At 71.4% G+C, this 25,683-nt stretch carries 23 protein-coding genes; 4 read left to right on the forward strand and 19 right to left on the reverse strand.

Annotation, left to right across the window (positions count from 1 at the left end):
- Positions 1-3: 3 nt before the first annotated feature.
- From carA to aroC, 10 genes are all read right to left on the reverse strand, one after another.
- Positions 4-1,149, reverse strand: coding sequence for a glutamine-hydrolyzing carbamoyl-phosphate synthase small subunit (carA, locus tag FM112_RS03210; protein WP_087003346.1), 1,146 nt, complete (start codon positions 1,147-1,149; stop codon positions 4-6).
- On the reverse strand, positions 1,146-1,667 hold the full coding sequence (locus FM112_RS03215; protein ID WP_087003349.1) for a hypothetical protein: 522 nt from the start codon (positions 1,665-1,667) through the stop codon (positions 1,146-1,148). The genes carA and FM112_RS03215 overlap by 4 nt, the downstream gene beginning before the upstream one ends.
- Before the next feature lie 5 nt (positions 1,668-1,672).
- On the reverse strand, positions 1,673-3,022 hold the full coding sequence (locus FM112_RS03220) for a dihydroorotase (RefSeq protein WP_087003352.1): 1,350 nt from the start codon (positions 3,020-3,022) through the stop codon (positions 1,673-1,675).
- Entirely contained in the window at positions 3,019-3,972 is a 954-nt protein-coding gene (locus tag FM112_RS03225; protein WP_087003355.1) for an aspartate carbamoyltransferase catalytic subunit, read from the reverse strand. The genes FM112_RS03220 and FM112_RS03225 overlap by 4 nt, the downstream gene beginning before the upstream one ends.
- Positions 3,969-4,583, reverse strand: coding sequence for a bifunctional pyr operon transcriptional regulator/uracil phosphoribosyltransferase PyrR (gene pyrR, locus FM112_RS03230; RefSeq protein WP_087003358.1), 615 nt, complete (start codon positions 4,581-4,583; stop codon positions 3,969-3,971). The genes FM112_RS03225 and pyrR overlap by 4 nt, the downstream gene beginning before the upstream one ends.
- An 82-nt stretch (positions 4,584-4,665) precedes the next feature.
- The gene (gene nusB / locus FM112_RS03235) at positions 4,666-5,082 is read right to left on the reverse strand and encodes a transcription antitermination factor NusB (RefSeq protein ID WP_087003361.1); all 417 of its coding nucleotides are present in this window, start codon (positions 5,080-5,082) and stop codon (positions 4,666-4,668) included.
- Positions 5,082-5,645 carry an elongation factor P gene (efp, locus tag FM112_RS03240; protein ID WP_087003364.1) on the reverse strand — a complete coding sequence of 188 codons (564 nt, stop codon included), beginning with the start codon at positions 5,643-5,645 and terminating at the stop codon, positions 5,082-5,084. The genes nusB and efp overlap by 1 nt, the downstream gene beginning before the upstream one ends.
- Before the next feature lie 56 nt (positions 5,646-5,701).
- A complete protein-coding gene (aroB, locus tag FM112_RS03245; RefSeq protein WP_254910352.1) occupies positions 5,702-6,724 on the reverse strand; it encodes a 3-dehydroquinate synthase in 1,023 nt (340 codons plus the stop codon).
- A gap of 115 nt (positions 6,725-6,839) precedes the next feature.
- Positions 6,840-7,400 carry a shikimate kinase gene (locus tag FM112_RS03250; protein WP_087003370.1) on the reverse strand — a complete coding sequence of 187 codons (561 nt, stop codon included), beginning with the start codon at positions 7,398-7,400 and terminating at the stop codon, positions 6,840-6,842.
- Positions 7,397-8,665, reverse strand: a complete 1,269-nt coding sequence (gene aroC / locus FM112_RS03255; RefSeq protein WP_087003373.1) for a chorismate synthase — start codon at positions 8,663-8,665, stop codon at positions 7,397-7,399. Before aroC ends, FM112_RS03250 begins: the two co-directional genes overlap by 4 nt.
- A 300-nt stretch (positions 8,666-8,965) precedes the next feature.
- Here aroC and FM112_RS03260 point away from each other — a divergent pair, with 300 nt between their 5' ends.
- Positions 8,966-11,560, forward strand: a complete 2,595-nt coding sequence (locus FM112_RS03260) for an AAA family ATPase (RefSeq protein ID WP_176386642.1) — start codon at positions 8,966-8,968, stop codon at positions 11,558-11,560.
- Between the two features lie 285 nt (positions 11,561-11,845).
- On the opposite strand, the gene FM112_RS03265 is transcribed toward FM112_RS03260, so the two are convergent.
- From FM112_RS03265 to FM112_RS03300, 8 genes are all read right to left on the reverse strand, one after another.
- Entirely contained in the window at positions 11,846-12,793 is a 948-nt protein-coding gene (locus tag FM112_RS03265; protein ID WP_087003379.1) for a shikimate dehydrogenase, read from the reverse strand.
- A 43-nt stretch (positions 12,794-12,836) separates the two neighbouring features.
- Entirely contained in the window at positions 12,837-14,417 is a 1,581-nt protein-coding gene (gene mltG / locus FM112_RS03270; protein ID WP_087003503.1) for an endolytic transglycosylase MltG, read from the reverse strand.
- Positions 14,418-14,471: 54 nt separating this feature from the next.
- Positions 14,472-14,933, reverse strand: coding sequence for a Holliday junction resolvase RuvX (gene ruvX / locus FM112_RS03275; protein WP_087003383.1), 462 nt, complete (start codon positions 14,931-14,933; stop codon positions 14,472-14,474).
- Positions 14,933-17,602: an alanine--tRNA ligase gene (gene alaS, locus FM112_RS03280; RefSeq protein ID WP_087003386.1), complete on the reverse strand. Its 2,670-nt coding sequence runs from the start codon at positions 17,600-17,602 to the stop codon at positions 14,933-14,935. Before alaS ends, ruvX begins: the two co-directional genes overlap by 1 nt.
- A gap of 47 nt (positions 17,603-17,649) precedes the next feature.
- Entirely contained in the window at positions 17,650-17,859 is a 210-nt protein-coding gene (locus tag FM112_RS03285; RefSeq protein WP_087003389.1) for a hypothetical protein, read from the reverse strand.
- Positions 17,860-17,904: 45 nt separating this feature from the next.
- On the reverse strand, positions 17,905-18,279 hold the full coding sequence (locus tag FM112_RS03290; protein ID WP_087003392.1) for a DUF948 domain-containing protein: 375 nt from the start codon (positions 18,277-18,279) through the stop codon (positions 17,905-17,907).
- 144 nt (positions 18,280-18,423) lie between these two features.
- Positions 18,424-19,053: a 30S ribosomal protein S4 gene (gene rpsD, locus FM112_RS03295; protein ID WP_087003395.1), complete on the reverse strand. Its 630-nt coding sequence runs from the start codon at positions 19,051-19,053 to the stop codon at positions 18,424-18,426.
- A 188-nt stretch (positions 19,054-19,241) separates the two neighbouring features.
- Entirely contained in the window at positions 19,242-20,564 is a 1,323-nt protein-coding gene (locus FM112_RS03300; RefSeq protein ID WP_087003398.1) for a replication-associated recombination protein A, read from the reverse strand.
- Between the two features lie 112 nt (positions 20,565-20,676).
- Between FM112_RS03300 and FM112_RS03305 the strand changes: the two genes are divergently transcribed.
- The 3 genes from FM112_RS03305 (at position 20,677) to FM112_RS03315 (ending at position 23,388) form a co-directional block, all read left to right on the forward strand.
- The gene (locus FM112_RS03305) at positions 20,677-21,468 is read left to right on the forward strand and encodes a peptidylprolyl isomerase (protein WP_087003401.1); all 792 of its coding nucleotides are present in this window, start codon (positions 20,677-20,679) and stop codon (positions 21,466-21,468) included.
- A gap of 115 nt (positions 21,469-21,583) precedes the next feature.
- Positions 21,584-22,816: a DUF349 domain-containing protein gene (locus FM112_RS03310; protein ID WP_087003405.1), complete on the forward strand. Its 1,233-nt coding sequence runs from the start codon at positions 21,584-21,586 to the stop codon at positions 22,814-22,816.
- 101 nt (positions 22,817-22,917) lie between these two features.
- Entirely contained in the window at positions 22,918-23,388 is a 471-nt protein-coding gene (locus FM112_RS03315) for a hypothetical protein (protein ID WP_087003408.1), read from the forward strand.
- On the opposite strand, the gene FM112_RS03320 is transcribed toward FM112_RS03315, so the two are convergent.
- Positions 23,385-25,634, reverse strand: coding sequence for a bifunctional (p)ppGpp synthetase/guanosine-3',5'-bis(diphosphate) 3'-pyrophosphohydrolase (locus FM112_RS03320; RefSeq protein WP_087003411.1), 2,250 nt, complete (start codon positions 25,632-25,634; stop codon positions 23,385-23,387). The two genes, FM112_RS03315 and FM112_RS03320, sit on opposite strands and share 4 nt — an antisense overlap.
- Positions 25,635-25,683: the final 49 nt, after the last annotated feature.

Below are 25,683 nucleotides of genomic sequence, written 5' to 3' on the forward strand. Positions count from 1 at the left end.
GGGTTACTTCGCGGACTTGTGGGCGGCGACCATGTCGCGGAATCGGTCGAACAGGGGGGCCGCGTCGTGCGGGCCCGAGGCCGCCTCGGGGTGGAACTGCACCGAGAAGGCGGGGATGTCGAGGCAGCGCAGCCCCTCGACGACCTGGTCGTTGAGCCCGATGTGGCTCACCTCGACCCTGCCGAAGCCGGCGGGCGAGTCGACGGCGCCCTCGAGCGGCACGTCCACGGCGAACCCGTGGTTCTGCGCGGTGATCTCGACGCGGTTGGTGGCGGTGTCGCGCACCGGCTGGTTCACGCCGCGGTGCCCGAAGGGCAGCTTGTAGGTGCCGAAGCCGAGCGCGCGGCCGAGCAGCTGGTTGCCGAAGCAGATGCCCATGTACGGCAGTCCGTCGCGGAGCAGCTCCTGCAGGGTGCCCACCTGCTGCTCGTTCGCCTCCGGGTCGCCGGGGCCGTTCGAGTAGAACACGGCGTCGACGTCGAGGGCGCGGATCTGGTCCGCCGTGGTCTCGGCGGGCAGCACGTGCACGTCGAAGCCGCGGGTGTTGAGGTTCCGGATGGTGGCCTTCTTGATGCCGAGGTCGAGCAGTGCGACGGAGCCGACCCGCTCCCCCTCCAGCGTGTGCTCGGAGAGGTAGGCCTCCTTGGTGGTCACCACGTCGGAGAGGTAGCGGCCCGCCATGGCGGGCTGCTCCCGGACGCGCTCGAGCAGCTGCTCGGCGGGCAGGCCCGCGGCCTCGCCCGAGAAGACGCCGGCGCGCATCGCGCCGGCGTCGCGGATGCGGCGGGTGAGCGCGCGGGTGTCGATCTCGCTGATGCCCACGATGCCCTGCTCGGTCAGCGCCGTCTCGAGGTCGCCCTCGGCGCGGAAGTTGGAGACCACGCGGCTCGGGTCGCGGACGACGTAGCCGGCCACCCAGAAGCGGTCCGACTCCATGTCCGCGGCGTTGACGCCGGTGTTGCCGATGTGCGGAGCCGTCTGCACGACGATCTGCCCGGCGAAGCTGGGGTCCGAGAGCGTCTCCTGGTAGCCGGTCATGCCGGTGGTGAAGACGATCTCGCCGAGACGCTCACCGGTTGCGCCGTATGCGAATCCCTCGTAGCGGGTTCCGTCCTCAAGGACCAGAACGGCGGGGTCGGTGCGGATCATTTGTGCTCCTCACGGGTTGCGTGTTCGGTTGCGGTGATGGTGGTGATCGCCTCGAGCAGCGCCCGTCGCGCCGAGGGCTCGACGATGCGGAGGAAGGTCTCGACCGAGAGTTCGGGGCCGAGCTGCCATTGGACGGCGATCAGGCCGTCGGGTTCGACGGCGCGGTCGATCGTGGCCTGCGTGCGGGCCACGAGGGTGATGCGCTCGCGCGGGATGAAGAAGGGGTCCTCGGCGGCGATCCCGATCGCGACGCCCTGGGGATGCACCTCGACCACGGCGCGGCCGCGGTAGCCGAAGGGGCGGACGGCGATGCGCTCGAGCGCCGTGCCGGTGTACGAGGTCGCGACGTAGTGCGCGTCGTCCACCGCGAGCCGCGGGGCGCCGAGCCCCGCCGGCAGCGCCGGGGGCGCCGGGATCGCGGACTGCTTGCGGACGCGACGGCGCCAGCCGAGCCACATGCCGAGGACGATGAGCCCGAGGAAGGCCAGGATGCCGAGGGTGACGAGAGCGACTTCCATGGCTCCTACTCCCCGCTCTCCGCGATGCGCGTCCGGCTGGCCCGGGCGACGTCCTGCTCGGGCGCGGTGCGCCCGTCGCGCACCGTGAACGTGCCGCGATAGATCGTGTGGCGGACCGAGCCCGGCAGCTCCAGGCCGAGGTAGGGCGAGTTGACGGACTTGCCGGCCAGGTCGTCCTCGGTGAACACGCTCGACGTCTCGGCGTCGTACAGCACGAGGTTCGCGGGCTCGCCCGCGGCGAGCGGGCGCCCGGCCTCCCCCGCCGCGCCGATGCGCGCCGGGGCCTCGCTCATGACCCGGGCGACGCCGCGCCAGTCGAGCAGGCCGGTCTCGACCATCGCGAGCTGGACGATGCGCAGCGCGGATTCGAGGCCGACCATGCCCATCGAGGCGTGATCCCACTCCTTCTGCTTGCTGTCCATCGGGTGCGGCGCGTGGTCGGTGCCGACCACGTCGATCGTGCCGTCGGCGAGGGCCTGGCGGAGCACCTCCACGTCGGCGTCCGTGCGCAGCGGCGGGTTCACCTTGAAGCGGGCGTCGAAGCCGCGCACCTTCTCCTCCGTGAGCAGCAGGTGGTGCGGCGTCACCTCGGCCGTCACGGCGATGCCGCGCGCCTTGGCCCAGCGGACCACGTCGACCGCCGTCGCGGTGGACAGGTGGCATACGTGCACGCGCGAGCCGACCTGCTCGGCCAGCAGCGCGTCGCGCGCGACGATCGAGGTCTCCGCGGACTCCGGCCAGCCGCCCAGGCCGAGCTCGGCGGACAGGGCGCCCTCGTTCATCTGCGCGCCGACGGTGAGCTTCGGCTCCTGCGCGTGCTGGGCGACCACGCCGTCGAAGGACTTCACGTACTCGAGCGCCCGTCGCATGATGAGCGGATCGAACACGCACCTGCCGTCGTCCGAGAACACGCGCACGCGCGCCCGGGAATCGGCCATCGATCCGAGCTCGGCGAGCTGCTCGCCGTCCTGCCCGACGGTGACCGCGCCGATCGGGTGCACGTCGGCGTAGCCGGCGTCGCGGCCGAGCGCCCAGACCGACTCCACCACGCCGGCGGAGTCCTGCACGGGCTTCGTGTTCGGCATCGCGAAGATCGTGGTGAAGCCGCCCTTGGCGGCGGCGCGGCTGCCCGTCAGCACGGTCTCCGAGGACTCGAAGCCGGGCTCGCGCAGGTGCACGTGCAGGTCCACGAGCCCGGGGAGGGCGATCAGGCCGGATGCGTCGACGATCTCGGCGCGCTCGGGCGCCTCGATCGTCCCCGGGGCGGCGATCTCGGCGATCGCGCCGCCCTCGATGAGGATGTCGCGGGGGTCCTCGCCGTACGGCTTCGCGCCGCGGATCAGGATGGTGGTCATTCGCGTCCTTCGTTCACGCCCGAGCAGAGAAGGTACAGCGCGGCCATGCGCACGCTCACGCCGTTGGCGACCTGCTCGAGGACGGTTGATTTCGGGGAGTCCGCAGCCGCGGAGGAGATCTCGAGGCCCCGGTTCATGGGGCCGGGGTGCATGACGACCGCGCGCTCGTCGAGCCGCGCGAGGCGCTCGGTGCTGAGCCCCCAGCGCCGGGCGTACTCGCGGGTGTGCGGGAAGAAGGCGTCGTGCATGCGCTCGGCCTGGATGCGCAGGGTCATCACCGCGTCGGGGCGCTGCTCGAGCGCCGAGTCGAGGTCGTAGGCGGTCTCCGCGGGCCAGCGGTCGGTGTTCGAGGGCAGGAGCGTGGGCGGTCCGACCAGCGTGACGCGCGCGCCGAGGGTGCTGAGCAGCCACACGTTCGAGCGGGCGACGCGGGAGTGCAGGATGTCGCCGACGATCACGACGTGCGCCCCGTCGAGCCCCTTGCCCCGCGAGGCGCTGCCGTGCAGGCGCCTGCGCAGCGTGAACGCGTCGAGCAGCGCCTGGGTCGGGTGCTCGTGGCAGCCGTCCCCGGCGTTGAGGATGGGCGTGTCGATCCAGCCGCGCTCGGCGAGCATCTGCGGCGCCCCCGAGGCGGGGTGGCGGATGACGACGGCGTCCGCGCCGATCGCGTGCAGCGTCTGCGCGGTGTCCTTGAGGGATTCGCCCTTGGAGACCGAGGACCCCTTCGCGGCGAAGTTGATGACGTCGGCGCTGAGCCGCTTCTCGGCGGCCTCGAAGGAGATGCGCGTGCGCGTCGAGTCCTCGTAGAAGAGGTTCACCACGGTGATGCCGCGCAGCGCCGGGAGCTTCTTGACGGCCCGGGCCTGGGTCGCGGCCATGTCCTCCGCGGTGTCGAGCAGCAGGACCGCCTCCTCGCGGCTCAGTTCGGCGGTCGAGATCAGGTGCTTCACCGCGCGGCCTCCCCTTCGTTCGATTCCTCGCGGATGACGACGCGATCCTCGCCGCCGTCCGCCTCGGCGAGCTCCACCGAGATCCGCTCGCTCCGGGCCGAGGGCAGGTTCTTGCCGACGAAGTCGGCGCGGATGGGCAGCTCGCGGTGCCCGCGGTCGACGAGCACGGCGAGCTGCACGCGCCGGGGCCGGCCGAGATCGCCGATCGCGTCGAGCGCCGCGCGGATGGTGCGGCCCGAGTAGAGCACGTCGTCGACGAGGATGACGGTACGCCCCTCGACGCCGGCGAGCGGGATCTCGGTGGGATGCGCCTCGGCGAGCGGGCGCCGACGGAGGTCGTCCCGGTACATCGTGATGTCGAGCGCGCCGACGGAGGCGTCGGGGTCGAAGTCCCGGCCCTCGAGCCGCTCGATGGTCCGCAGGTTCTCGGCGAGCCGCCGCGCGAGTGGGACGCCGCGGGTGGGGATGCCGAGGAGCACGACGTCCTCCGAGCCCTGATTCGACTCGAGGATCTGATGGGCGATGCGCATGAGCGCACGATTGATGTCGCCGGGGTGGAGCACGATCCGCTCAACCACAGTGACCCCCTTCCCCGCCTCTCCGGACGGCATTAAAGGATGAGTCTTTCCGGTTCCGTAGCCTAGCACCGCGATGCGGCGCGCTCGTCATCGGGCCGGGGTGTCGACGGCGCGCTCAGGCGCCGTGCCGGTCCGAGATGCGCGCGAGCACGCCGTTGATGAAACGGCTCGAGTCCTCGGTCGAGTACTCGGTGGCGTTCTGCACCGCCTCCGAGATGGCGACGACGTCGGGGACCTCCTCGTTGAACCGGATCTCCCACACGGCGATCCGCAGGATCGCGCGGTCGACCCGCGGCATCCGCTCGAGGCGCCAGTCGCGCGCGGTGGACTCGATGTCCTCGTCGATCTCGGCGAAGTGCTCGGCCACGCCGGAGACGATCTGCCGCGCGTAGCGCCAGGAGGCGGCGCGCTCCGGCTCGTTCGCGGCGCGCGCCTGCTCGTCCGCGAGCACCTCCTCGATCGAGTGGCCGACGAGGTCCGCCTTGAACAGCATGTCCATGGCGCGCTTGCGCGCCTTGCTCCGGGCGCTCACTAGTCGTTCACGCGACCGAGGTAGTCGCCCGAACGGGTGTCGACCTTGACCCGCGTGCCCTGGTCGACGAAGAGCGGGACCTGGATCTCGGCGCCCGTCTCGACGGTGGCCGCCTTGGTGCCCGCGTTGGAGCGGTCGCCCTGGAGGCCGGGCTCGGTGTACGTGATCTCGAGCACGACCGAGGGCGGCATCTCGATGTAGAGGGGGTTGCCCTCGTACATGCCGATCTGCACCTGCTGCTGCTCGAGCATGTACTTCGCGGCGTCGCCCACGACGGCCTCGGGCACCGTGAGCTGGTCGTAGTCCTGCTGGTCCATGAAGACGAAGTCGTCGCCGTCGCGGTAGAGGTACTGGTAGTCGCGACGGTCGACCGTGGCGGTCTCGATCTTCGCGCCGGCGTTGAAGGTGCGGTCGACGGTCTTGCCCTGCACGATGTTCTTCAGCTTGGTGCGCACGAAGGCGCCGCCCTTGCCGGGCTTCACGTGCTGGAACTCGAGTACCTGCCAGAGCTGGCCGTCGATGATCAGGACGAGGCCGTTCTTGATGTCTGCGGTGGTTGCCATGTGAGGATTCCTTCCAGATTAAGACGATCCAGCTTAGCGCGCCGAACGCGCTCGCTTCAGGATCCGATCTCCTGATAGGCGGCGAAGAGCATCGACTCGTCGGGCGCCTGCATGATCGTGGGCTTGCCGATCTCGTCGAGCACGACGAAGCGCAGCATCGAGCCGCGCGCCTTCTTGTCGCGCTTCATCACCGACAGGAGCGTCGGCCAGCGGCCGGCGGGGTACTGCGTGGGCAGCCCGAGCAGCTCGAGCACGCGCAGGTGGCGGTCCGCGTCCTCGTCGCTCAGCCGGCCGGAGAGCCGGGCGAGCTCCGCCGCGTAGCGCATGCCCACGGAGACCGCGGCGCCGTGGCGCCACTGGTAGCGCTCGGCGTGCTCGATCGCGTGGCCGAGCGTGTGGCCGTAGTTGAGCATCTCGCGCCCGCCCTGCTCGGTGAGATCGTTCGCGGTGACGTCGAGCTTGTACCGGATCGAGAGCTCGATGATGCGCCGGAACTCGTCCGACTCGGGGTCGGTGGCCCGGTCCGGGTCGGCCTCGATGAGGTCGAGGATCTCCGGGGCGTGGATGAATCCCGTCTTGACCGCCTCGGCGAACCCGGTGACGAGCTCGTTCCGGGGCAGCCCGGCGAGCGCGTCGAAGTCGACGACGACCCCCGCGGGCGGGTAGAAGGCGCCCACGAGGTTCTTGCCCTCGTTCGTGTTCACGCCGGTCTTGCCCCCGATCGAGGCGTCGACCATGCCGAGCACGGTGGTGGGGACGTGGACGACCTTGATGCCGCGCAGCCAGGAGGCCGCCGCCCAGCCGCCCAGATCGGTGACCGCTCCCCCGCCGATCGCGAGCACCGCGTCGGAGCGGGTGAAGTCGGACTGCCCCATGATCTGCCAGAGGAACTCGGCGACCTGGACGCGCTTGCCCGCCTCGGCGTCCGGGATCTCGGCCATCAGCACCCGGCGGTACTTCGGCGCGAGCAACTGCCTGACCTCCTCGGAGATCGCGCCGAGCGAGGGCTGATGCACGATCAGCAGCTGCTCGACGCGGTCGCCGAGCAGCTCGTCGAGGCGATCGTCCAGCGTGCGGATGAGTCCGCGGCCGATCTGGACCGGCCCGTGCCCGCGGCCGCCTTCCAGCGTGAGGAATTCCGTCACCGAGAATGCTCCTTCGTGTTCGTATCTGCAGGTGCGCCGGCGCCGTCCATCAGCCCGTCGGCACCGTTCCGTCCTCGTCCGCCTGCTCGGCGGCCTTGCGCGCGAGCAGCGGCGAGTCGATCTTCTTGAGATGCCGCCGGACCTCGTTCACGACCTGCCACATCGGGCGGAAGCTCGTGTCCACCCTCAGGTCGGCGAGGCGCTCGTAGACGGGCCTGCGCCGCTCGAAGGTCTCGACCCAGGAGTCGATCCCGCTGAGCAGCGGCCGGTTGGTCTTGCCCGAGATCCGCTCCTCGATCGCCCGGCGATTGGCGACGAGCAGGACCACCTCGTGCTCGCCGTACTCGAGATCGGCCTGCGTCCCCTCGTCGAGGATGGCGCCGCCGCCGAGCGAGACCACATCGTACTCCCGCAGGGCGTTCGCGACGACCTCGCGCTCGAGTCGGCGGAACGCCGGTTCGCCCTCCCGGGGGATGAACTCGTGGATCGGCCCGTGCTCGCGCACGAAGAGCTTGTCGGTGTCGGCGTAACTCGCGCCGAGGCGCTGCGCGAGGCGCTTGCCCGCGCGAGACTTGCCCGCCGCCGGGGGCCCGATGAAGACGAGGCTCATACCTTCCACTCGCTCCGCGAGTCGCCCATCGGCGTCTCGTCGACCGGCCCCTCCACCGTCTCGGGGTCGACGAGCTCGGGGCTCGTCCGCAGCGTCTCGGGGATCGCCTCCAGATAGGCGGCGAGGTTGCGGCGCACCTCGGCGAGCGAGTCGCCGCCGAACTTCTCGAGCACGGCGTCCGCGAGCACCAGCGCGACCATCGCCTCGGCGACCACACCCGAGGCGGGCACCGCGCACACGTCGGAGCGCTGATGGTGGGCGGTGGCGTTCTCGCCCGTGCGCACATCGACGGTGTGGAGCGCGCGCGGCACCGTGGCGATCGGCTTCATGCCGACGCGCGCCCGGAGCACCGCGCCCGTGGTCATGCCGCCCTCGATGCCGCCGGCGCGATCCCCGGCGCGGTGGATGGTCCCGTCCACCGCGTACAGGGGGTCGTGGGCCTGCGAGCCCGGGCGGCGCGCGGTCTCGAGGCCGTCGCCGATCTCCACCGACTTGATGGCCTGGATGCCCATGAGCGCGCCGGCGATGCGCGAGTCGAGGCGGCGGTCCCAGTGCACGTAGGAGCCGAGCCCGGGAGGCAGGCCGTAGACGAGCACCTCGGTGACGCCGCCGATCGTGTCGCCGCTGCGCCGCGTCTCGTCGATCCTCTCGACCATGGCTGCCGAGGTCTCCGCGTCCAGGCAGCGGACGGGGTCGGCGTCGAGCCGCTCCACGTCCTCCGGCCGCGGCCAGGGCGCCTCCTCCGGCACCAGCCGGTCGCCGATGGCGACCGTGTGGCTCACCGTGCGGATGCCCAGCTCGGCGAGGAACTTCTTGGCGACGGCGCCGAGCGCCACGCGGGCCGCCGTCTCGCGCGCGCTCGCACGCTCGAGCGCCGGCCGCGCCTCCTCGAACCCGTATTTCTGCATGCCCACGAGATCGGCGTGCCCCGGGCGCGGACGGGTGAGCGGCGTGCCCCGCCCGGTCTCGAAGACCTCGGGGGCGACGGGCTCGGGGCTCATGACCTCGGTCCATTTCGGCCACTCGGTGTTCTGGATCCGGATGCCGAGCGGCGAGCCGATCGTGAAGCCGTGCCGCACGCCGCTCGACAGCGTGAGCTCGTCCTGCTCGAATTTCATGCGCCCGCCGCGGCCGTGACCGAGCTTGCGGCGCGCGAGATCGGCCCGGACCTCGTCGAGCGAGACCGGGACGCCGGCCGGCAGGCCTTCCAGCAATGCGAAGAGTTCGGGGCCGTGAGATTCCCCTGCGGTGAGCCAACGAAGCATTCTTCCATCATCTCATGAACCGCCCGCCGCGATCCCCCCGGAATAGACGGCGAACCCACATGAAAGGCGGATATTCTACAGACGTTCGATGAAATCGCAAGCATCGCGAGCGGATCATCGGAGTGAATCTGGGCCGCGGATCACAACTGGGTGGCTCGATGGGTGGTTTTCACCGACGACTCGTGCACTGCCGCGGCTGTCGAGAGCGGGCTGTGCCAGTGTTTCTCGTCGCGATACCGGGCCGCCGCCGACAAGGGAGGTCGAGGAATGGCCGAGAAAATCACAACCGTAGGGGGAACCGTGCGACAGGACTCCGCCCATGAGACGCCGTTCGGATACGGTCGTCCGCGAACCGTCACCCGGCTCATCGAGCGCCCGCGGCTCGCATTCTCCCCGGCCCCTCCGCTGACCGTCTTCACCGCCCCCGCCGGCTACGGGAAGACCATCGCGCTCTCCCAGTGGGCGGACGCCCTCGAGCAGGAGGAGCACGAGGTCGTCTGGTTCCGCCTGGCCGAGTTCACGGAGGGCCGGCACGAGTTCTGGCGGCTGCTCGCGGGGGCGTTCGGGCTCCCCTCCGGGCCCGACGAGCCCTCCGAGCACCTCCGGAAGCGGCTGCTGCAGCACTGCACCGGGCTGCGCCGCCCCACGTTCCTGTTCATCGACGACTATCAGACCGCGACCGACTCCACGACGGATGCGATGCTCGCGGAGCTCGTGCAGCGCAGCCGCCACCTCCACCTCGTCGTCGCGGCGCGGCACTTCGCGCTCCTCGACGGGCCCCTCGTGACGAGCAAGTTCGACGTGCGCATCGTGCTGGAGTCCGAACTCGCCTTCACCCTCGAGGAGGCCTGCGAGCTCGCGCGGCGCTGCGGCTGGGAGGACGAGGAGCCGGTGCGTGCCCTGCACGCGCAGGTCGGCGGCTGGCCGCTCGTCCTGCAGACCGCCCTCGCCGCCGGCAACGCCGAAGGCGTCGACCGGGCCAATCCGCGCGGCGTCTTCGACCGCCAGCTGGCGGGGCTCGCGGAGGGCTTCCTCTCGACCGTGGATCAGCGGCACGGCCGCCTCGCACTGCTCGCCGTCGCGCTGTGCCCGGGCATCAGCCTCCGGCTCGTCACGGAATGCGTCCGCTTCGCCGACGGCGGCGCAGAAGCCGAGCCGGTTCCGCAGCAGTCCGTCGACCGGATCATGATCCGCCTGCAGGGCCTCGGCCTCGTGGAGCGCACCCACAGCTTCCAGACCCAGCGGTTCCGCTGCCATCCCGGGCTCGAAGGGGCGCTGCGGCTCCGCGCGCACGACGAGATCGAGGACGGCTGCCTGCGCGAGCTCACGAGCGCGCACGCCTCGGACCTGGCCGAGGACGATCCCCCCTCGGCGTTCAGGCTCCTCTGCGAGATCGAGAACTACGAGGCGGCCGAGATCGTGATGCGCCGCCACTTCATCGCGATCCTCTCGAGCGACGAGGCGACCCGGGCCGCGCTCGCGGCCATCCCCTTCTCGCGGCTCTTCCGGCATCTCGCGCTCTCGGGGGCCCGGGTGCTGTTCGCGCTCTCGGACCCGCTGATCCCCGACTCCACGGTGACCGCGCTGCTCGAGGGCATCCGGGACACCGCGCGGCAGGCCGTCTCGGGCCGCGACCGCGGCGCCGCCTTCCCCGCCATCGCCGTCCTCGCGGGCGTGGAGCTCTACCTCGGCAACGTCGCGGACTCGCTCCGCCTCGCGCAGGATCTCGAGCACCGGCTCTCCGAGGACGCCCGACCGGGCGCCTTCGCGCCGAAGGAGATCCAGGCGTTCACGTTGAACATCATCGGCCTCGTGGGGCTCGCCAACGGCGATTTCGCGCTCGCCAACCGCAACTACCGCGCGGCGCTGAAGCTCGCGATGCACGCGGGCAGTCTGCCGAGCCAGATCCGGGCGCTGCAGGGACTGGCGCTCGCGGCCGGCATCGTCGGCGACATGGAATCGCTCCGGTCCTATCTCGAGCGCGCCGGGCAGATCGCCGACCACCACGACGAGGCGGACTTCATCGTCGAGGACACCGTCTGCGCGCAGCTGATCGCGGCGTGCGAGCGGGGCGACCAGCAGCGCGTGCAGCAGCTCTCGGCCGCCATCCAGCCCCTGCTCTCCCGGATGGTCACGGCGCCGCTCATCGTCATGACGCAGATCATGACCGTGCGGAAGCACAGCGGCACGTACTCGGCGCTCACGGCGCTGCATCAGCGTGTGCCCGCGGGTTGGCTCGAGGCCCCCGAGAAGACCTACTTCACGCGCCTGTTGGGGGTCTTCGCCGCCGATCTCAACACGCTGCTCGGCAATTTCGCCGCGGCGGAGGCGCAGCTGCGCCGCATGGACGCCGAGCAGCCGGAGGTGCGGCTCGCCCGCGCCAGGGTGCAGTTCTTCGGCGGCGACGCCCAGGGCTCGCTGCGCACCGTGCAGCAGCTGCAGCCGCCCCTGAACGAGCGGCTCCAGCTCGAGTGCGAGCTGCTCACCGCGCTGTCCTCCTGGCAGCTCGGCTTCGCCGACGACGCGTTCGCGGCCCTCGACAGCGCGACCCGGCGGATGGCCGAGACCTCCGGATACGGCTCGCTGCTCCAGCTGCCCTTCGAGCCGCTGCGGCAGCTCGCCGAGGAGGCGGCGGAGCGGGGGCGGGAGTCCCCGCTGCAGGAGATCGAGGCGATCCCGGAGACGCTGCGCGCCGTGCAGATCGAGCCGCTCACCGCCGCGGAGATGCGCGCGCTCGCCGTGCTCGCCGAGGGCCGACCGCTCGAGGAGACGGCCCAGCTGATGTACGTCTCGCTCAACACGCTGAAGTTCCACCTGCGCAGCATCTACCGCAAGCTGCACGCCTCCAATCGGGAGGAGGCCGTCGGCAGGGCCACCCGGATGGGGCTCGTGTGACCCGATCGAAGCCTCCCTCGCCCCTCGGGCGAGGCGACGGGTGAACCTGCGGGTGAATCCCCTGTCAGGACGGCGCATCCCTCGACCCGAGGGAGTAGCATCGCTGACGGCCGGGGCGCCTGGAGTCCGTATCGCTATGTATTTCCTCCTAGCACCCCTCGCTCACTCGCGGGTCACTCGCCGCGGAGAAGGGGCGGACCGGGGCTTCGGCCCGGCGGCCCTGCCGTCCCTACCGGCAGGGCCGCCCCCATCGGGGACTCCCGCCGGTGCCCGGCGTCGAGGAGGCTAGCCCAGCGCCGTGCGCATGGCGTCGATGATGCCGAGCTCGCCGGGCAGCGCCTCGTCGATATCGCGCCCCGAGAAGAGCCGGACCTGCCGGACCGCCTGGTGCAGCAGCAGGTCCAGGCCGGTGACGATCGGCGCCGCCGCCCGCGACCACTCGACGGCGAGGGGCGTCGGCCAGGGCGAGTAGGCGGCGGAGAAGAGCACGGGCGCCGCACCCGCGCGGAGCCCTGCGCGCAGCTGCTCGGCATCGGCCGCGCAGCCGCCGGGGATCGTGTCGATCACCGCGGCCGCATCGGCCTCGAGCCGCCAGGCGGCGAGGTCCGCGGCCGTGAACGTCGTCCGCGACCGGGCGCCGCCCGCCGAGGCGTTCAGCGACTCGGCGAGCGCGGCCGCCCGCTCCGGCCGACGCGCCCAGATGCGCACCTCGCCCGCGCCGAGGCGCTCGGCGGCGATGCCGAGCGAGGCGGCGGTGCCGCCGCTGCCCAGGACGTCCGCCCGCCCCTCCACGGCCGCCACCCCCCTCTCCGCGAAGGCGTCGATCGCACCGGGGATGTCGGTGTTCCAGGCGCGGGCCGGCGATCCGGGGTCGAGCGCGTCGAAGACGAGGGTGTTCGCGGCCCGGGACCGGACGGCGTCCTCCGAGGCGCTCGCCGCGAAGCGCAGCGCCTCGGCCTTGAGCGGCGCGGTCACGGAGAAGCCGCGCCAGCCCTGCCCCCGCCCCCGCAGCGCCTCCTCGAGCCCGCCGGCGGGGATCCGCCAGCGCTCGTAGGTCCAGTCCGCCCCGAGTAGTCGGTACGCGGCCAGCTGCAGCTGCGGCGAGCGGGAGTGCTCGATCGGGTCGCCGAGCACGGCGAGCCTCGCGGCGCCCCCTCCGCGCGGGGGCTCGACGCTGTGCAAGCCCTCCGGCACGGCGGGGAAACGCGGTTCTTCACGATGCGGTGCGGCCACGGCGGCCCTTTCTCACTCGGCTCGGGCGGAGGGGCCCGCGGCGCTAGCTGTAGTCCGGGTTCTCCTCGAGCCAGGCGATCCACTGGTCCACCGCTTCGAGATGCTCCTCGTAGCTGGAGGTGAACACGGTCTCCCCCGTCTCGAGGTTCACCGTCACGAAGTAGAGCCAGGGCCCTTCCGCGGGGTGCATCGCCGCGTCGATCGCGAGGTCGCCGGGGTTCGAGATCGGCCGGATCACGAGGCCGTTGTGCTGATAGGTGTTGTACTCGTTGCTCGCGTCGTTGCGCTCGGCGTCCGTCGTGGCCGCGCGGTCGTACTCGCCCGTGCCGTAGGTCACGGTCGCGTCGGACTGCAGCGGCATGTCGATGTCGATGCGGTTGAGGAAGACGCGGGACACCTTGTAGAAGTCGTCCTCGAATCGGGCCTCCTTCTCGATGAGGGAGGCCAGGCGGATGACGTCCCACACCTGGTCCTCGGGCACGCCGTGCGCCTCGAGCGACTCGTAGGTGCGGTCGACCATGATGGTCAGCACCGCCTCGGCGTCATCCTCGGGCGCGAACGTATAGGTGGCGGGGAACAGGAAGCCCTCGAGCGATTCGGCCTCCTCCGGCAGGCCGAAGGCCTGCGGGTCCGCGGCCGCCGCCTCGAGCTCCTCGACGGGAATGCCGATCGAGCCCTCGATGAGCGTGAAGACGTCGCGCATGATGGTGCCCTCGGGGATGGTCACCGTGTTCTCCACGCGGTTCTCCTCGTCGGTCAGCGCGACCAGCGCCGATGCGGCGCTCATCTCCTCCTGCATCGTGTACGTGCCGGGCATGAACACCGGCTCCTCCGGCATCGCGGTGATCGAGCGCAGGAAGGCGTCCGAGGTCTTGATGATGCCCTCGTCCTGCAGCCGGATGCCGATATCGGTGCCCGTGTCCCCGGGCAGGATCGTGAAATTCACCTCGGTGCCGTTCCCGGTGCCCTCGAAGTCGTCCTGCTGCCAGCCCAGCACCTCCTGGATGCGGTCGCCGAAGACGTTCCAGCCCACGACGCCGGCGCCGATGACGGCCGCCAGCGCGATGAGCACCACGATGAGGCCGCCCCAGCGGCGGCGCCTGCGCCCCTCGCGCTTGCGGGGGGCGGCGGACGCCTCCGTCGGCTCCCCCGCTCCGGCGAGGATGTCCGCGAAGGGATCCGCGGCATCGCCCGCCCGCCCGGAGGCCGATCGCGACTCGCCTCCCCGTGGCGCCCTCTCCGCGGGCTGCTCCTCGGCCGCCGGCTTCCGCCGCCCGGCTGCCGCGGCCTGCTCGGCTGCCGCAGCCTGCTCAGTGGCGCGGTGCTCCCGCGCCGGCTCCGCGCGCCGGTCCGAGGCGGCCTGCTCCCGCGAGGGCCGGGCACGCCCCGGAGGACGTTCTCCCCCGGCCCGCTCGCCGGGCTGCTGCGCCGGCCGCTCGTCTCGCACCGCCTCCGGACGTTCCCGCGGTCCGGGCTCTCCCGGCGCGGCCCCCTCGGGCCGCGCCCCGGAGGCGGCCGGCTCCGCGGGTCGCTCCCGGCCCGCGGCCTGCGCGTCCAGCTCCGCCCGGCGGGCGCGCTCCTCCGCACGAGCCCGCTCCGCCTCCCGTCGCTCGCGACGGGTCATCGGGCGGCCATCGCCTTCGTGCTCGCGGTGCGAATCCATAAGTGTGAGGGGCTCCTAGAGGTCGTGAAGTGCGGTTCCCGGCGCCGCGCCGTACTGGCGCTCCCGATCGAGCGCGTCCTGCAGCAGCACCACCGCGGCCGCCTGGTCGATGACCCGGCGCGACCTCGAGGCCTGTCTGCCGGCGGCTCGGAACTGTCGGGCGGCGCTCACCGTGGTGAGCCGCTCGTCCAGCAACCGTACCGGTGCATCGACGATAGCCGCCAATTGCCCGGCGACGCTCACCGCATCCTCAGTCGAGGGGGTGGATTCCCCGCGCATGTTCAGGGGATGGCCGACGACGAGCTCGAAGGCGCCGTACTCCTCCGCGAGCTCCGCGATGCGGCGCGCGTGCGCGTCGCCCTCGAGGTCCCGCGGCACGGTCTCGAGCGGCACGGCGAGCAGGCCGTCGGGGTCGGACCGCGCGACGCCGATCCGCGCCTTGCCGACGTCGACGCCGAGGCGCACTCCGCGCCGCACTACGCCCTCGAGAGCTCGGCGCGGATGGCGCTGATCGCCTCGGGCAGCTTGGCGGGGTCCTGCCCGCCGCCCTGGGCGACGTCCGGCTTCCCGCCGCCGCCTCCGCCGAGGATGCCCGCCGCGAGCTTGACGAGCGATCCCGCCTTCAATCCCGCCCCGCGGGCCGCCTCGTTCGTGGCCACGACGATGATCGGCTTGCCGTTCGACTCCCCGCCCAGCGCGACCACCGCGGCCTCCGAGCCGAGGCGCTCCCGGATCTCCAGCGCCAGGCCGCGCACGTCCTCGGCCGAGCCGACTGCGCCGAGCGAGCCGCCCACGTAGGTCGCGGGGCCCGCGGCGGCGGCCTGGGAGACGAGCTCCGGCACGCGCGCGCGGAGCGCCTGCGCCTCCAGCTGGGCGATGCGCTTCTCGGCGCGCTTGAGATTGGTCAGGAGGTCCTCGATGCGGTTCGTCAGCTGCTCGCGGGGCACCTTGAGCCCGCCGGAGAGCTCTCGGACGATCGCCCGCTCCGCGGCGAACTCCGCGAACGCGTTGCGGCCCACGAGCGCCTCGACGCGGCGGTTCTGCGAGCCCACGCTCGACTCGCCGATGAGGTTGACGAGCCCCACCTCCGAGGAGTGCGCGACGTGCGTGCCGCCGCAGAGCTCCCGCGACCACGGGCCCCCGATCTCGACCATGCGGACGGTCGAGCCGTACTTCTCGCCGAACAGGGCGCGGGCGCCGAGGGCCTTCGCCTCGTCGATGCCCATGACGCGGGTGACGACCTCGTGGTCGGCCCGCACCGCGGCGTTCGAGATCTCCTCGAGCTCGGTGCGCGTCTCCTGGCTGAGCGGCTGGTTCCACGAGAAGTCGAGCCGCATGTAGCCGGCCTTGTTGTACGAGCCGGACTGGTGGGCGCCCTCGCCGAGGGTGTCGCGGAGCGCCGCGTGGATGAGGTGGGTCGCGGTGTGCGCCTCGCTCGCCTGCCGGCGGTAGACCTCGTCGACCACGGTCTCGACGCGCTCGCCCACGACGATCTCGCCCGAGACCACCTCCACCGTGTGCGCGGTGAGGCCCGCGACGGGCTGCTGCACGTCGTCCACGCGCGCCTCGAAGCCTCCCGACGGCGCGACGAGCCATCCCTGGTCCGAGTCCTGGCCGCCCGCCTCGGCGTAGAGCGTGGTCGCGGCGAGGATGATCTCGGCGTGGCTCCCGGCGCTCGCCGCCGGCACGCTCTCGCCGTCAACGATGATGCCGAGCACCTCGGACTCCGCGCGCAGCTCGTCGTAGCCGAGGAAGCGCGTCTGGCCCTTGGCCCGGAAGTCGCTATAGACCGACAGGTCGGCGAGCGCCGAGAGGCGGGAGCGGGCGTCCGCCTTCGCGCGCTCGCGCTGCTCGGTCATGAGCTCCGCGAACTTCTCGCGGTTGACCCGGAGCCCGGCCTCCCCCGCCATCTCCAGCGTGAGGTCGATGGGGAAGCCGAAGGTGTCGTGCAGCTTGAAGGCGACGTCGCCCGCGAGCTGACCGCTGCCCGAGCGCTTCGCGTCCGCCACCGCCTCCTCGAAGATCGTCGTGCCCTGGGCGAGGGTGCGCAGGAACGTCTCCTCCTCGGCGTAGGCCGTGCTCGAGATCCGGTCGAAGTCCCGCTCCACCTCGGGGTACGCGTCGCGCATCGCCCGCATGGACGCCGGGAAGAGCCGGTCGAAGGTGGCGTGCTCGACGCCGAGCAGGCGCATGTTGCGCACGACCCGGCGCAGCAGCCGGCGCAGGATGTACCCGCGCCCCTCGTTGCCCGGCTGCACGCCGTCGGCGATGAGCATGAGCGCCGAGCGCACGTGGTCGGCGACCACGCGCAGCCGCACGTCATCCTCGGCGTCGTCCCCGTAGGCCTTGCCGGAGAGCTCAGCCGCGAGGTCGAGCACGGGCCGCACCTGATCGGTCTCGTACATGTTGTCCACGCCCTGCAGCAGGAAGGCGATGCGCTCGAGGCCGATGCCGGTGTCGATGTTCTTCTTCGGCAGCTCCCCGAGCAGCTCGTAGCTGCCGTCGCCGAGGTCCGCGCCGCGCTCGTACTGCATGAACACGAGGTTCCAGATCTCGACGTAGCGGTCGTCCTCGGTCGCGGGGCCGCCGTCGGCGCCGTACTCGGGCCCGCGGTCGAAGAAGATCTCCGAGTCCGGACCGGCGGGGCCGCCGGGCTTGCCCGCCGACCAGAAGTTCTCCTCGCGGCCCAGCCGCTGGATCCGATCCTCGGGCAGCCCCGAGATCTCGCGCCAGTGGTCGAACGCCTCCTGGTCCTCGTGGTACACGGTGACCCAGAGGTCCTTCGGGTCGAAGCCCAGCCCGCCCTCGGCCTGCGGCGTCGTGAGGAAGGTCCACGCGTACCCGATCGCCTCGCGCTTGAAGTAGTCGCCGAAGGAGAAGTTGCCGCCCATCTGGAAGAAGGTGCCGTGACGCGGCGTCCGGCCCACCTCCTCGATGTCGTTGGTGCGGATGCACTTCTGCACGCTCGTCGCCCGCGCGTAGGGCGCGGGCACCACGCCGGTCATGTACGGGATGAAGGGGACCATGCCGGCGATGGTGAACATCACCGTGGGGTCATCCGAGACGAGGGAGGCCGAAGGCACCACGACGTGGTCGCGGTCGGCGAAGAACTTCAGGAAGCGACGCTTGATCTCTGCGGTCTGCATGGCGGGTTGCACCGGGGTTTCGTGTGAGCGGGCGGACGGGGGTGTGGTCAGTGCCTGTCGGCGTCGATGGCGGCGTAGATCGCCTCGGTGCGGGCTCGGTAGCCCTCGCCGATCGCCGCCTTGACCTCGTCGACGCGGGTGTTGACCGATTCGAAGAATGCGCGGCCGCGCGGGGTCGAGTTGACGAAGTGCGCGACGGCGAAGCCCGCCGCGACGCCGCCTGCCACGAGCGCGGCCGAACGGAGGAAGGTACGCATGGTGTGCCGGTTGCCTCTCGGGAAGGGGATGGGATGGATCGTCCGCTAGCGGCGCTTGCGGCGCGTGCGCTGCGGGCGCATGGCGCGGAGCCCCGCCGCCGCGGCGGCGGAGAAGCCCGCGAGCTTGATGAGGGGGCCGCCGACCGTGGCGGCGGTGAGGGCCACGAGCGAATTCACGTTGCTCGTGACCTCGTGCACGTTGGTCGTGATGGCGTCGACCTTCGCGAGCTGCTTGTTCGTCTCCTGCATCGTGACCTGGGTCTCGGCCAGCGTGGGCGTGATCTCGTCCACCGACTTGCGGATGCCGCGTCGAAGCTCGTCGAAGACGCCGCCGAGCTTGAGGATCGGCACGGCGAGCAGGACGACGAGGACGAGGAACACACCCGCCGCGATGAGACCGGCGATGTCACCACCTGACATGAAAACACTCCTGAGATAGCTGCGGTCGCGTCGAGCCCGCGGGGCGCGTGCGACCTCGATCGCCCGGAACAATGAGCGCTCGAAGAATGAGCAGAGGGCGGATCGCCTGCCGGCGATCCGCCCTCAATGCTAGCGGTCTCGAGACTAGCGCGCGGCGTAGTACTCGACGACGAGCTGAACCTCGCACTGCACGGGCACCTCGTCGCGCTTGGGACGACGCTCGAGCACGGCCTGGAGCTTGTCCAGCTCGACGCTCAGGTAGCCGGGAACGGCCGGGAGCACCTCGGCGTGGCCGCCGGCTGCGGCGACCTGGAAGATCTCCAGCTCCTCCGAGCGCGGCTTCACGTGGATCATCTGCCCGGCCTTCACGCGGAAGGAGGGGCGGTCGACGATCTTGCCGTTGACGAGGATGTGGCGGTGCACGACGAGCTGGCGGGCCTGGGCGGTCGTGCGGGCGAAGCCCGCGCGCAGCACGAGCGCGTCGAGGCGCATCTCGAGCAGCTCGACCAGGTTCTCACCGGTCAGGCCGCCCTGGCGGCTCGCCTCTTCGAAGGCGATGCGCAGCTGCTTCTCGCGCAGGCCGTACTGGGCCCGCAGACGCTGCTTCTCGCGCAGGCGGACGGCGTAGTCGCTCTCGGTGCGGCGACGCGTGCGGCCGTGCTGGCCGGGGGCGTAGGGGCGCTTCTCGATGAGGCGGGCGGCCTTCGGGGTCAGGGCGACGCCGAGGGCGCGCGAGAGGCGCACCTTCGAGCGGGTCCGGGACTTCTTCGACATTAAGAAGTCTCCTTTCATTGTTTCGCAATTGGCGCGCGTGAGCGCGCAGATGGCATGTGCTCTCCGCCCGGGCTTTCACGAGCCCCGGCGTCAAACGCGATCGGATGTCCGAAGCGTCCGGTTCAATGGACGACCTCTGCTGAGCGCAGGGCACACGAGTGCCCGCCTGCGCGCAGGACCGAGCAAGCCTACCACGAACGGGTGATGCGGCGCAGTCGCTCCAGGCGGGTCGAGATCTCCCGCTCCCAGCCCAGCTCGGTCGGCCGGTAGTACTCGCGCTCGACCAGGGGGTCGGGCAGGTACTGCTGCGGCACGACCCCGTGCGGATCGTCGTGGGGATAGCGGTAGCCCTTGCCGTGCCCGAGCTGCTTGGCCCCCGCGTAGTGCGCGTCCCGTAGGTGCGGGGGCACGCGGCCGATCCCGCCGCCCTTGACGTCGGCGATGGCCTGCTCGATCGCCGTGATCGCCGAGTTCGACTTGGGCGCGGTGGCGAGGTAGATCGTGGCCTGGGCGAGCGGGATCCGCCCCTCCGGCATGCCGATGAGCTGCACCGCGCCGGCCGCGGCCTCCGCGATGAGCAGCGCCTGCGGGTCGGCCATGCCGATGTCCTCGGCCGCGTGGACGATGAGCCGCCGGGCGATGAAGCGGGGGTCCTCCCCCGCCACGATCATCCGCGCCAGGTAGTGCACCGCGGCGTCGGGATCCGAGCCGCGGATCGACTTGATGAAGGCCGAGATCACGTCGTAGTGCTCGTCGCCGTTCTGGTCGTAGCGCAGCAGCGCCTGGTCGCTCGCGCCCTCGACGTCCTCGGCGGTGATCTCCTCCCGGTCGTCCGCGCGCGTCCCCTCGGCCGCCGCCTCGAGCGTCGTGAGCGCCCGCCGGGCGTCCCCGCTCGCGAGCCGCACGATCGCGTCCCGCGCATCCCCGGCGATGGCCACCTCGCCGTCCAGGCCGTGCGGGGCCTCGATCGCGCGGTCGATCAGCCCCTCCAGATCGGCGCTCTCGAGCGGCCGCAGCGTCAGGAGCAGCGAGCGGCTGAGCAGCGGCGAGATCACCGAGAACGAGGGGTTCTCCGTCGTGGCCGCGACGAGCGTCACCCATCCCTGCTCGACCCCCGGCAGCAGGGCGTCCTGCTGCGCCTTCGTGAACCGGTGGATCTCGTCGAGGAACAGCACCGTCTGATCGCCGTAGAAGTCGCGCTCGCGCAGCGCCTCGTCCATGACCTGGCGGACGTCCTTCACCCCGGCCGAGATCGCGGAGAGCTGGACGAAGCGTCGCTTGCCCGATGCGGCCAGCGCCTGGGCAATGGTCGTCTTGCCGCAGCCCGGCGGCCCCCACAGGATGACGGAGGTGCCCGCGGCGCTCGCCGCGCCGTTGTCGGCGAGGCGGCGCAGCGGCGAGCCCGGCCGGAGGAGATGCTCCTGCCCGACCACCTCGTCGAGGTTGCGCGGCCGCATCCGGGCGGCCAGCGGTGCCGTCCCGCCGCCCCCGAGCAAAGTCTGTTCTGCCATCGCTAGCGATGGTAGCGAGTTCCTCCGACATCGTCGCGGCGCTACTGAGTAGACTGCTCGGGTTGATCCGCCCCGCGCACCGCGGGGCCCGAGCACTGACGAGGGGACCGGCGTGGCCGATTCATCCAAGAAAGCCCGCGAGGAGCGCCGCCGCGCACGCGAGTACGAGGCGCGCATCGTGGTGAACGACGTGCAGCAGGACCGCCGCCGGCGCGACAACCGCACCGGGATCGCGGTGCTCGCCGTGGTCGCCGTGCTCGCGGTGGCCGCGACGGTCGGCTTCTACGCCGCCGGCGGGCAGACCACGATCGCGGACGCCCCCGAGACCCCGGCGCCCACCGAGGCCCCGATCGAGGAGACCGCGCCCGCGGAGACCGGCGAGGCCCCCTCCCCCGAGCTCGCCGAGAATCGCGAGTGGACCGGCACGATGACGCTCAACGGCGGCCTCGACCTGGGCATCACGATCGACGGCGCGAACGCGCCGCAGGCCGCGTCGAACTTCATCGACCTGTCGCAGCAGGGGTTCTACGACCAGACCCCGTGCCACCGCCTCACCACCGAGGGCCTGTTCGTGCTGCAGTGCGGCGACCCCACCGGCACCGGCACCGGCGGCCCCGGCTACTCGTTCGGCCCGCTCGAGAACGTCCCCGAGGACGACGTCTACCCCGCCGGCACCATCGCGATGGCCCGCGCGCAGGCCGAGGACTCGATGGGCTCGCAGTTCTTCATCGTCTACGAGGACACCGAGCTCCCCGCCCCGGGCTACACCGTCTTCGGGCAGGTGACCGACGGGCTCGATCAGCTCAAGGCCGAGATCGTCGATCAGGGCGTGACCCCCGGCATGAGCGAGACCGACGGGCAGCCGGTCGTACCCGTCGACATCACCGGCATCACGCTCGAGTGATCCTCGAGGCCTCCTCGTCTGCGGCGTTCGCCGGCATGCCATACGATTGAGGAATATGCCTGCCGCCGCGGGCGCACGCCCGCGGAACACCCCTGATGAGTACCGAGGAACACGCATGTCTGCTCTCCCCACCCATCCGTTCGGTCGCGTCGACGAGGACGGCACCGTCTACGTCATCGAGGGCGACCGCGAGCGTTCCGTCGGCCAGTACCCCGACGGCACGCCCGAGGAGGCCCTCGCCTACTTCGTCCGCAAGTTCGACGACCTCGCCGGCCAGGTCGGCCTGCTCGAGCAGCGGGCCCGCGCCGGCGCGAACGCGAACGACGTCGCGAAGTCCGTCCGCCACCTGCGCTCGCAGCTCCGGGACGCGAACGCCGTCGGCGATCTCGCGGCGCTCCGCTCCCGCCTCGACGCGCTCGACGGCGAGGTCGAGCACCTGGGCGACCAGCAGAAGGAGGAGCAGCAGGCCGCGCTGACCGAGGCCATCGCCTACCGCGAGTCCATCGTGGTCGAGGCCGAGTCCCTCGCCGCTCAGAACCCCGCCTCCATCCAGTGGAAGCGCACCTCCGCGCAGCTCGAGGACCTCTTCGCCCGGTGGCAGCAGCACCAGAAGGAGGGCCCCCGCCTGCCCAAGAGCGACGCGAACGCGCTCTGGAAGCGGTTCCGCACGGCCCGCACCCACCTCGACTCCGAGCGCCGCAAGTTCTTCGCCGAGCTGGACGCCCAGCACAAGGCCGCCCGCCAGGCCAAGCAGGCCATCATCGAGCGCGCGCAGGCCCTCGCGCCGCAGGGCGCGGACGGCGTCCCCGAGTACCGTCGCCTGCTCGACGAGTGGAAGTCGGTCGGCCGCGCCGGCCGCAAGCACGACGACGCGCTCTGGGAGCGGTTCAAGGCGGCGGGCGACGTGCTCTTCCAGGCGAAGGCCGAGATCGACGCCCGTGACGACGAGGAGTACCAGGAGAACCTCGTCGCGAAGGAGGCCCTGCTCGAGGAGGCCGAACCCCTGCTCAAGGTCACCGACCGGCAGGCCGCGCGCGAGAAGCTCCGCAGCATCCAGGAGCGCTGGGACGCCATCGGCCGGCTCCCGCGCGACCGGTTCCGCGAGATCGAGGACCGCCTCCGCAAGGTCGAGACGCACGTCCGCCAGCTCGACGACGAGCACTGGGCGAACAGCAACCCCGAGAAGCAGGCGCGCCAGAGCGGCATGGCCTCGCAGCTCGAGGAGGCCATCGCCAAGCTCGAGGAGGAGCTCGAGGAGGCCAAGGCCGGCGGCGACGCCGCGAAGATCAAGGCGGCCCAGGAAGCGCTCGACGCCCGGCGCAGCTGGCTCCGGGTCGTGGGCGGCTAGTCCCCGGGCCTCGAGGCCGGCGCGGCTGGGGAGAACTTCGGTTATCCCCAGCCGCGTCCCGTTTCCCGACGCCGGCGGCCCGTCCGGGCCATGATGCGCTCATGAACCCGCTCGACCCGTCGCCCCAGCACCGCTCGCCGCTCGACCGCCGGCTCGAGGGGTTCCCCGAGGTCGAGCTGCGCGCGATGGTGCTCGCCGGCGAGCTGGCGCGGCACGGCATCCCGGGCTTCGAGTTCTATCTGCCGATCGGGATGCTGCCGACCGCCGTGGAGCGGGCCGCGAGCCTGCTCGGCATCATGCGCCCGGGCAGGACGGTCACCGGTCGCAGCGCCCGGTGGGTGCACGTCGGCGGTCCCGCGCCCCGGGAGGTGGAGGTCTCGCGCAGGAGCGGCCGCATGCTCAGGGTGGACGCGCCGGTGCGCTGCCGCTTCCGGCGCCTCGAGCGCTCGGAGGTGACGACCCTGGCGGGGCTCGTCCTCACCACCCCCATGCGGACCATGCGGGATCTGCTGCGCGAGGGCTTCGAGGAGGACGCCCGGCTGCTCGCGGCCGCGCTGGAGCCGGCGGGCTAGCTGTTGTGCACGCGGTACACGTCGTAGGTGCCCTCGACCGAGCGCACGGCCGCGAGCAGCCGGTCGAGGTGGGTCGTGTCACCCATCTGGAACGAGAACTTCGAGATCGCGACCCGGGCCTTCGAGGTGTGCACCGACGCCGAGAGGATGTTCACGTGGTACTCCGAGAGCACGCGCGTGATGTCGCTGAGCAGTCCGGCGCGGTCCAGCGCCTCGACCTGGATGTTCACGAGGAAGAGCGCCTGGGAGCGCTCGGCCCACTCCACGTCGATCATCCGCTCGGGCTGCCGCTTGAGCTCCACCACGTTGCGGCAGTCGGAGCGGTGCACCGAGACGCCCTGCCCGCGCGTGATGAAGCCGACGATCTCGTCGCCCGGGACAGGCGTGCAGCACTTCGAGATCTTCACGAGGATGTCCGGGGCGCCGCGGACGAGCACCCCCGAGTCGCTCACCGCCGACTGGTCGACCTCCGTGCCGGAGATCTCCTGGTTCACGTTGAGCTCGACGTCGCTCTCGCTGTCGACGCGGAGCTCCGCCTGGATCTTCTCCATGACCGACTGCACCGACACGTTGCCGTCGCCCACGGCGGCGTAGAGGCCCGACACGTCGACGTAGCGCAGCTTGGAGGCCACCGTCGCGAACGCCTCGCGGACGAGCTCGCCGGACTCTCGCAGATGCAGCTTGCGCAGCTCCTTCGCGATCTGCTCCTTGCCGATCTCGATCGCCTCGTCGCGGCGCTCCTTCGAGAACCACTGGCGGATCTTGTTGCGCGCGCGGGGCGAGGTCACGAAGGAGAGCCAGTCCTGCTTGGGCCCGGCGTCGGGGTTCTTCGAGGTGAAGATCTCGACGGTGTCCCCCGTCTGCAGCTTCGTGTCGAGCGAGACGAGCCGGTGGTTCACCTTGGCGCCCATCGTGCGGTGGCCCACGTCCGTGTGCACCGCGTAGGCGAAGTCGACGGGCGTGGCCGACTGGGGCAGGCCGATGACCTTGCCCTGCGGGGTGAAGACGTAGACCTCCTTGGCGCCGATCTCGAAGCGCAGGGAGTCGAGGAACTCGTCCGAGTCCTCGGTCTCCTGCTGCCAGTCGTTGATGCGCTTGAGCCAGGCCATCTCGCTGGTCCCGGCCCGCGGCGTCTGCTGACGCCCCGACTGGACGTTCTGCTTGTACATCCAGTGGGCGGCCACCCCGTACTCGGCGCGCTGATGCATCTCATGCGTGCGGATCTGGATCTCGACGGCCTTGCCGTCGGGGCCGATCACGGTCGTGTGCAGGGACTGGTAGAGGTTGAACTTCGGCGTGGCGATGTAGTCCTTGAACCGGCCCGGCATGGGCGTCCACCGCGCGTGGATCGCGCCGAGCACCGCGTAGCAGTCCCGCACGGTGTCCACGATCACGCGGATGGCGACGAGGTCGTAGATCTCGTCGAAGTCGCGGCCCCGCACCACCATCTTCTGATAGATCGAGTACAGCTCCTTGGGGCGCCCCATGACTTCGCCCCGGACGCGCATCTCCCGCAGATCCTTCCGGATCTCGCCCATGACGACGTTGAGATAGCGCTCGCGCTGCGGCTGGCGCTCGCTCACGAGGTGCTCGATCTCCGAGTAGATCTTCGGATGCATCACGGCGAAGGAGAGCTCCTCGAGCTCGTTCTTCATCGCCTGGATGCCCATGCGGTGCGCCAGCGGCGCGTAGATCTCGAGCGTCTCGCGCGCCTTCTTCTTCGCCTTCTCGGGGGGCATGAACCCCCAGGTCCGGGCGTTGTGGAGCCGGTCGGCGAGCTTGATCACGAGCACGCGGATGTCCCGCGACATCGCCACGATCATCTTGCGGACCGTCTCGGCCTGGGCCGCGTCGCCGTAGGTCACCTTGTCGAGCTTGGTGACGCCGTCCACGAGCATCGCGATCTCGTCGCCGAAGTCGGCGCGGAGCTCGTCGAGCGCGTACCCGGTGTCCTCGACCGTGTCGTGCAGGATCGCGGCCGCGATCGTCACCGGGCCGATGCCGAGCTCCGCGAGGATCGTGGCCACCGCCACGGGGTGGGTGATGTACTCCTCGCCCGAGCGCCGATACTGCCCCTTGTGCCAGTGCCTCGCCGTCTCGTAGGCGCGCTGGACGAGGGCGACATCGGCCTTCGGATCGTGCCGGCGGATGAGTCGGATGAGCGGCGAGATCTCCGGGTCCGCGGGCGACTTCGTGAAGATGCGCGGGACGAGCCGCCGCATGGAGATCGAGCTCTGGTCGCTCATCCTTCCCTCACCTCCGCAGGCCGTGGCGCCACCTGTGGCCGCCTAGAGA

This window comes from Gulosibacter sp. 10, assembly GCF_900163695.1.
In the GTDB taxonomy this organism is placed as follows: Bacteria; Actinomycetota; Actinomycetes; order Actinomycetales; family Microbacteriaceae; genus Gulosibacter.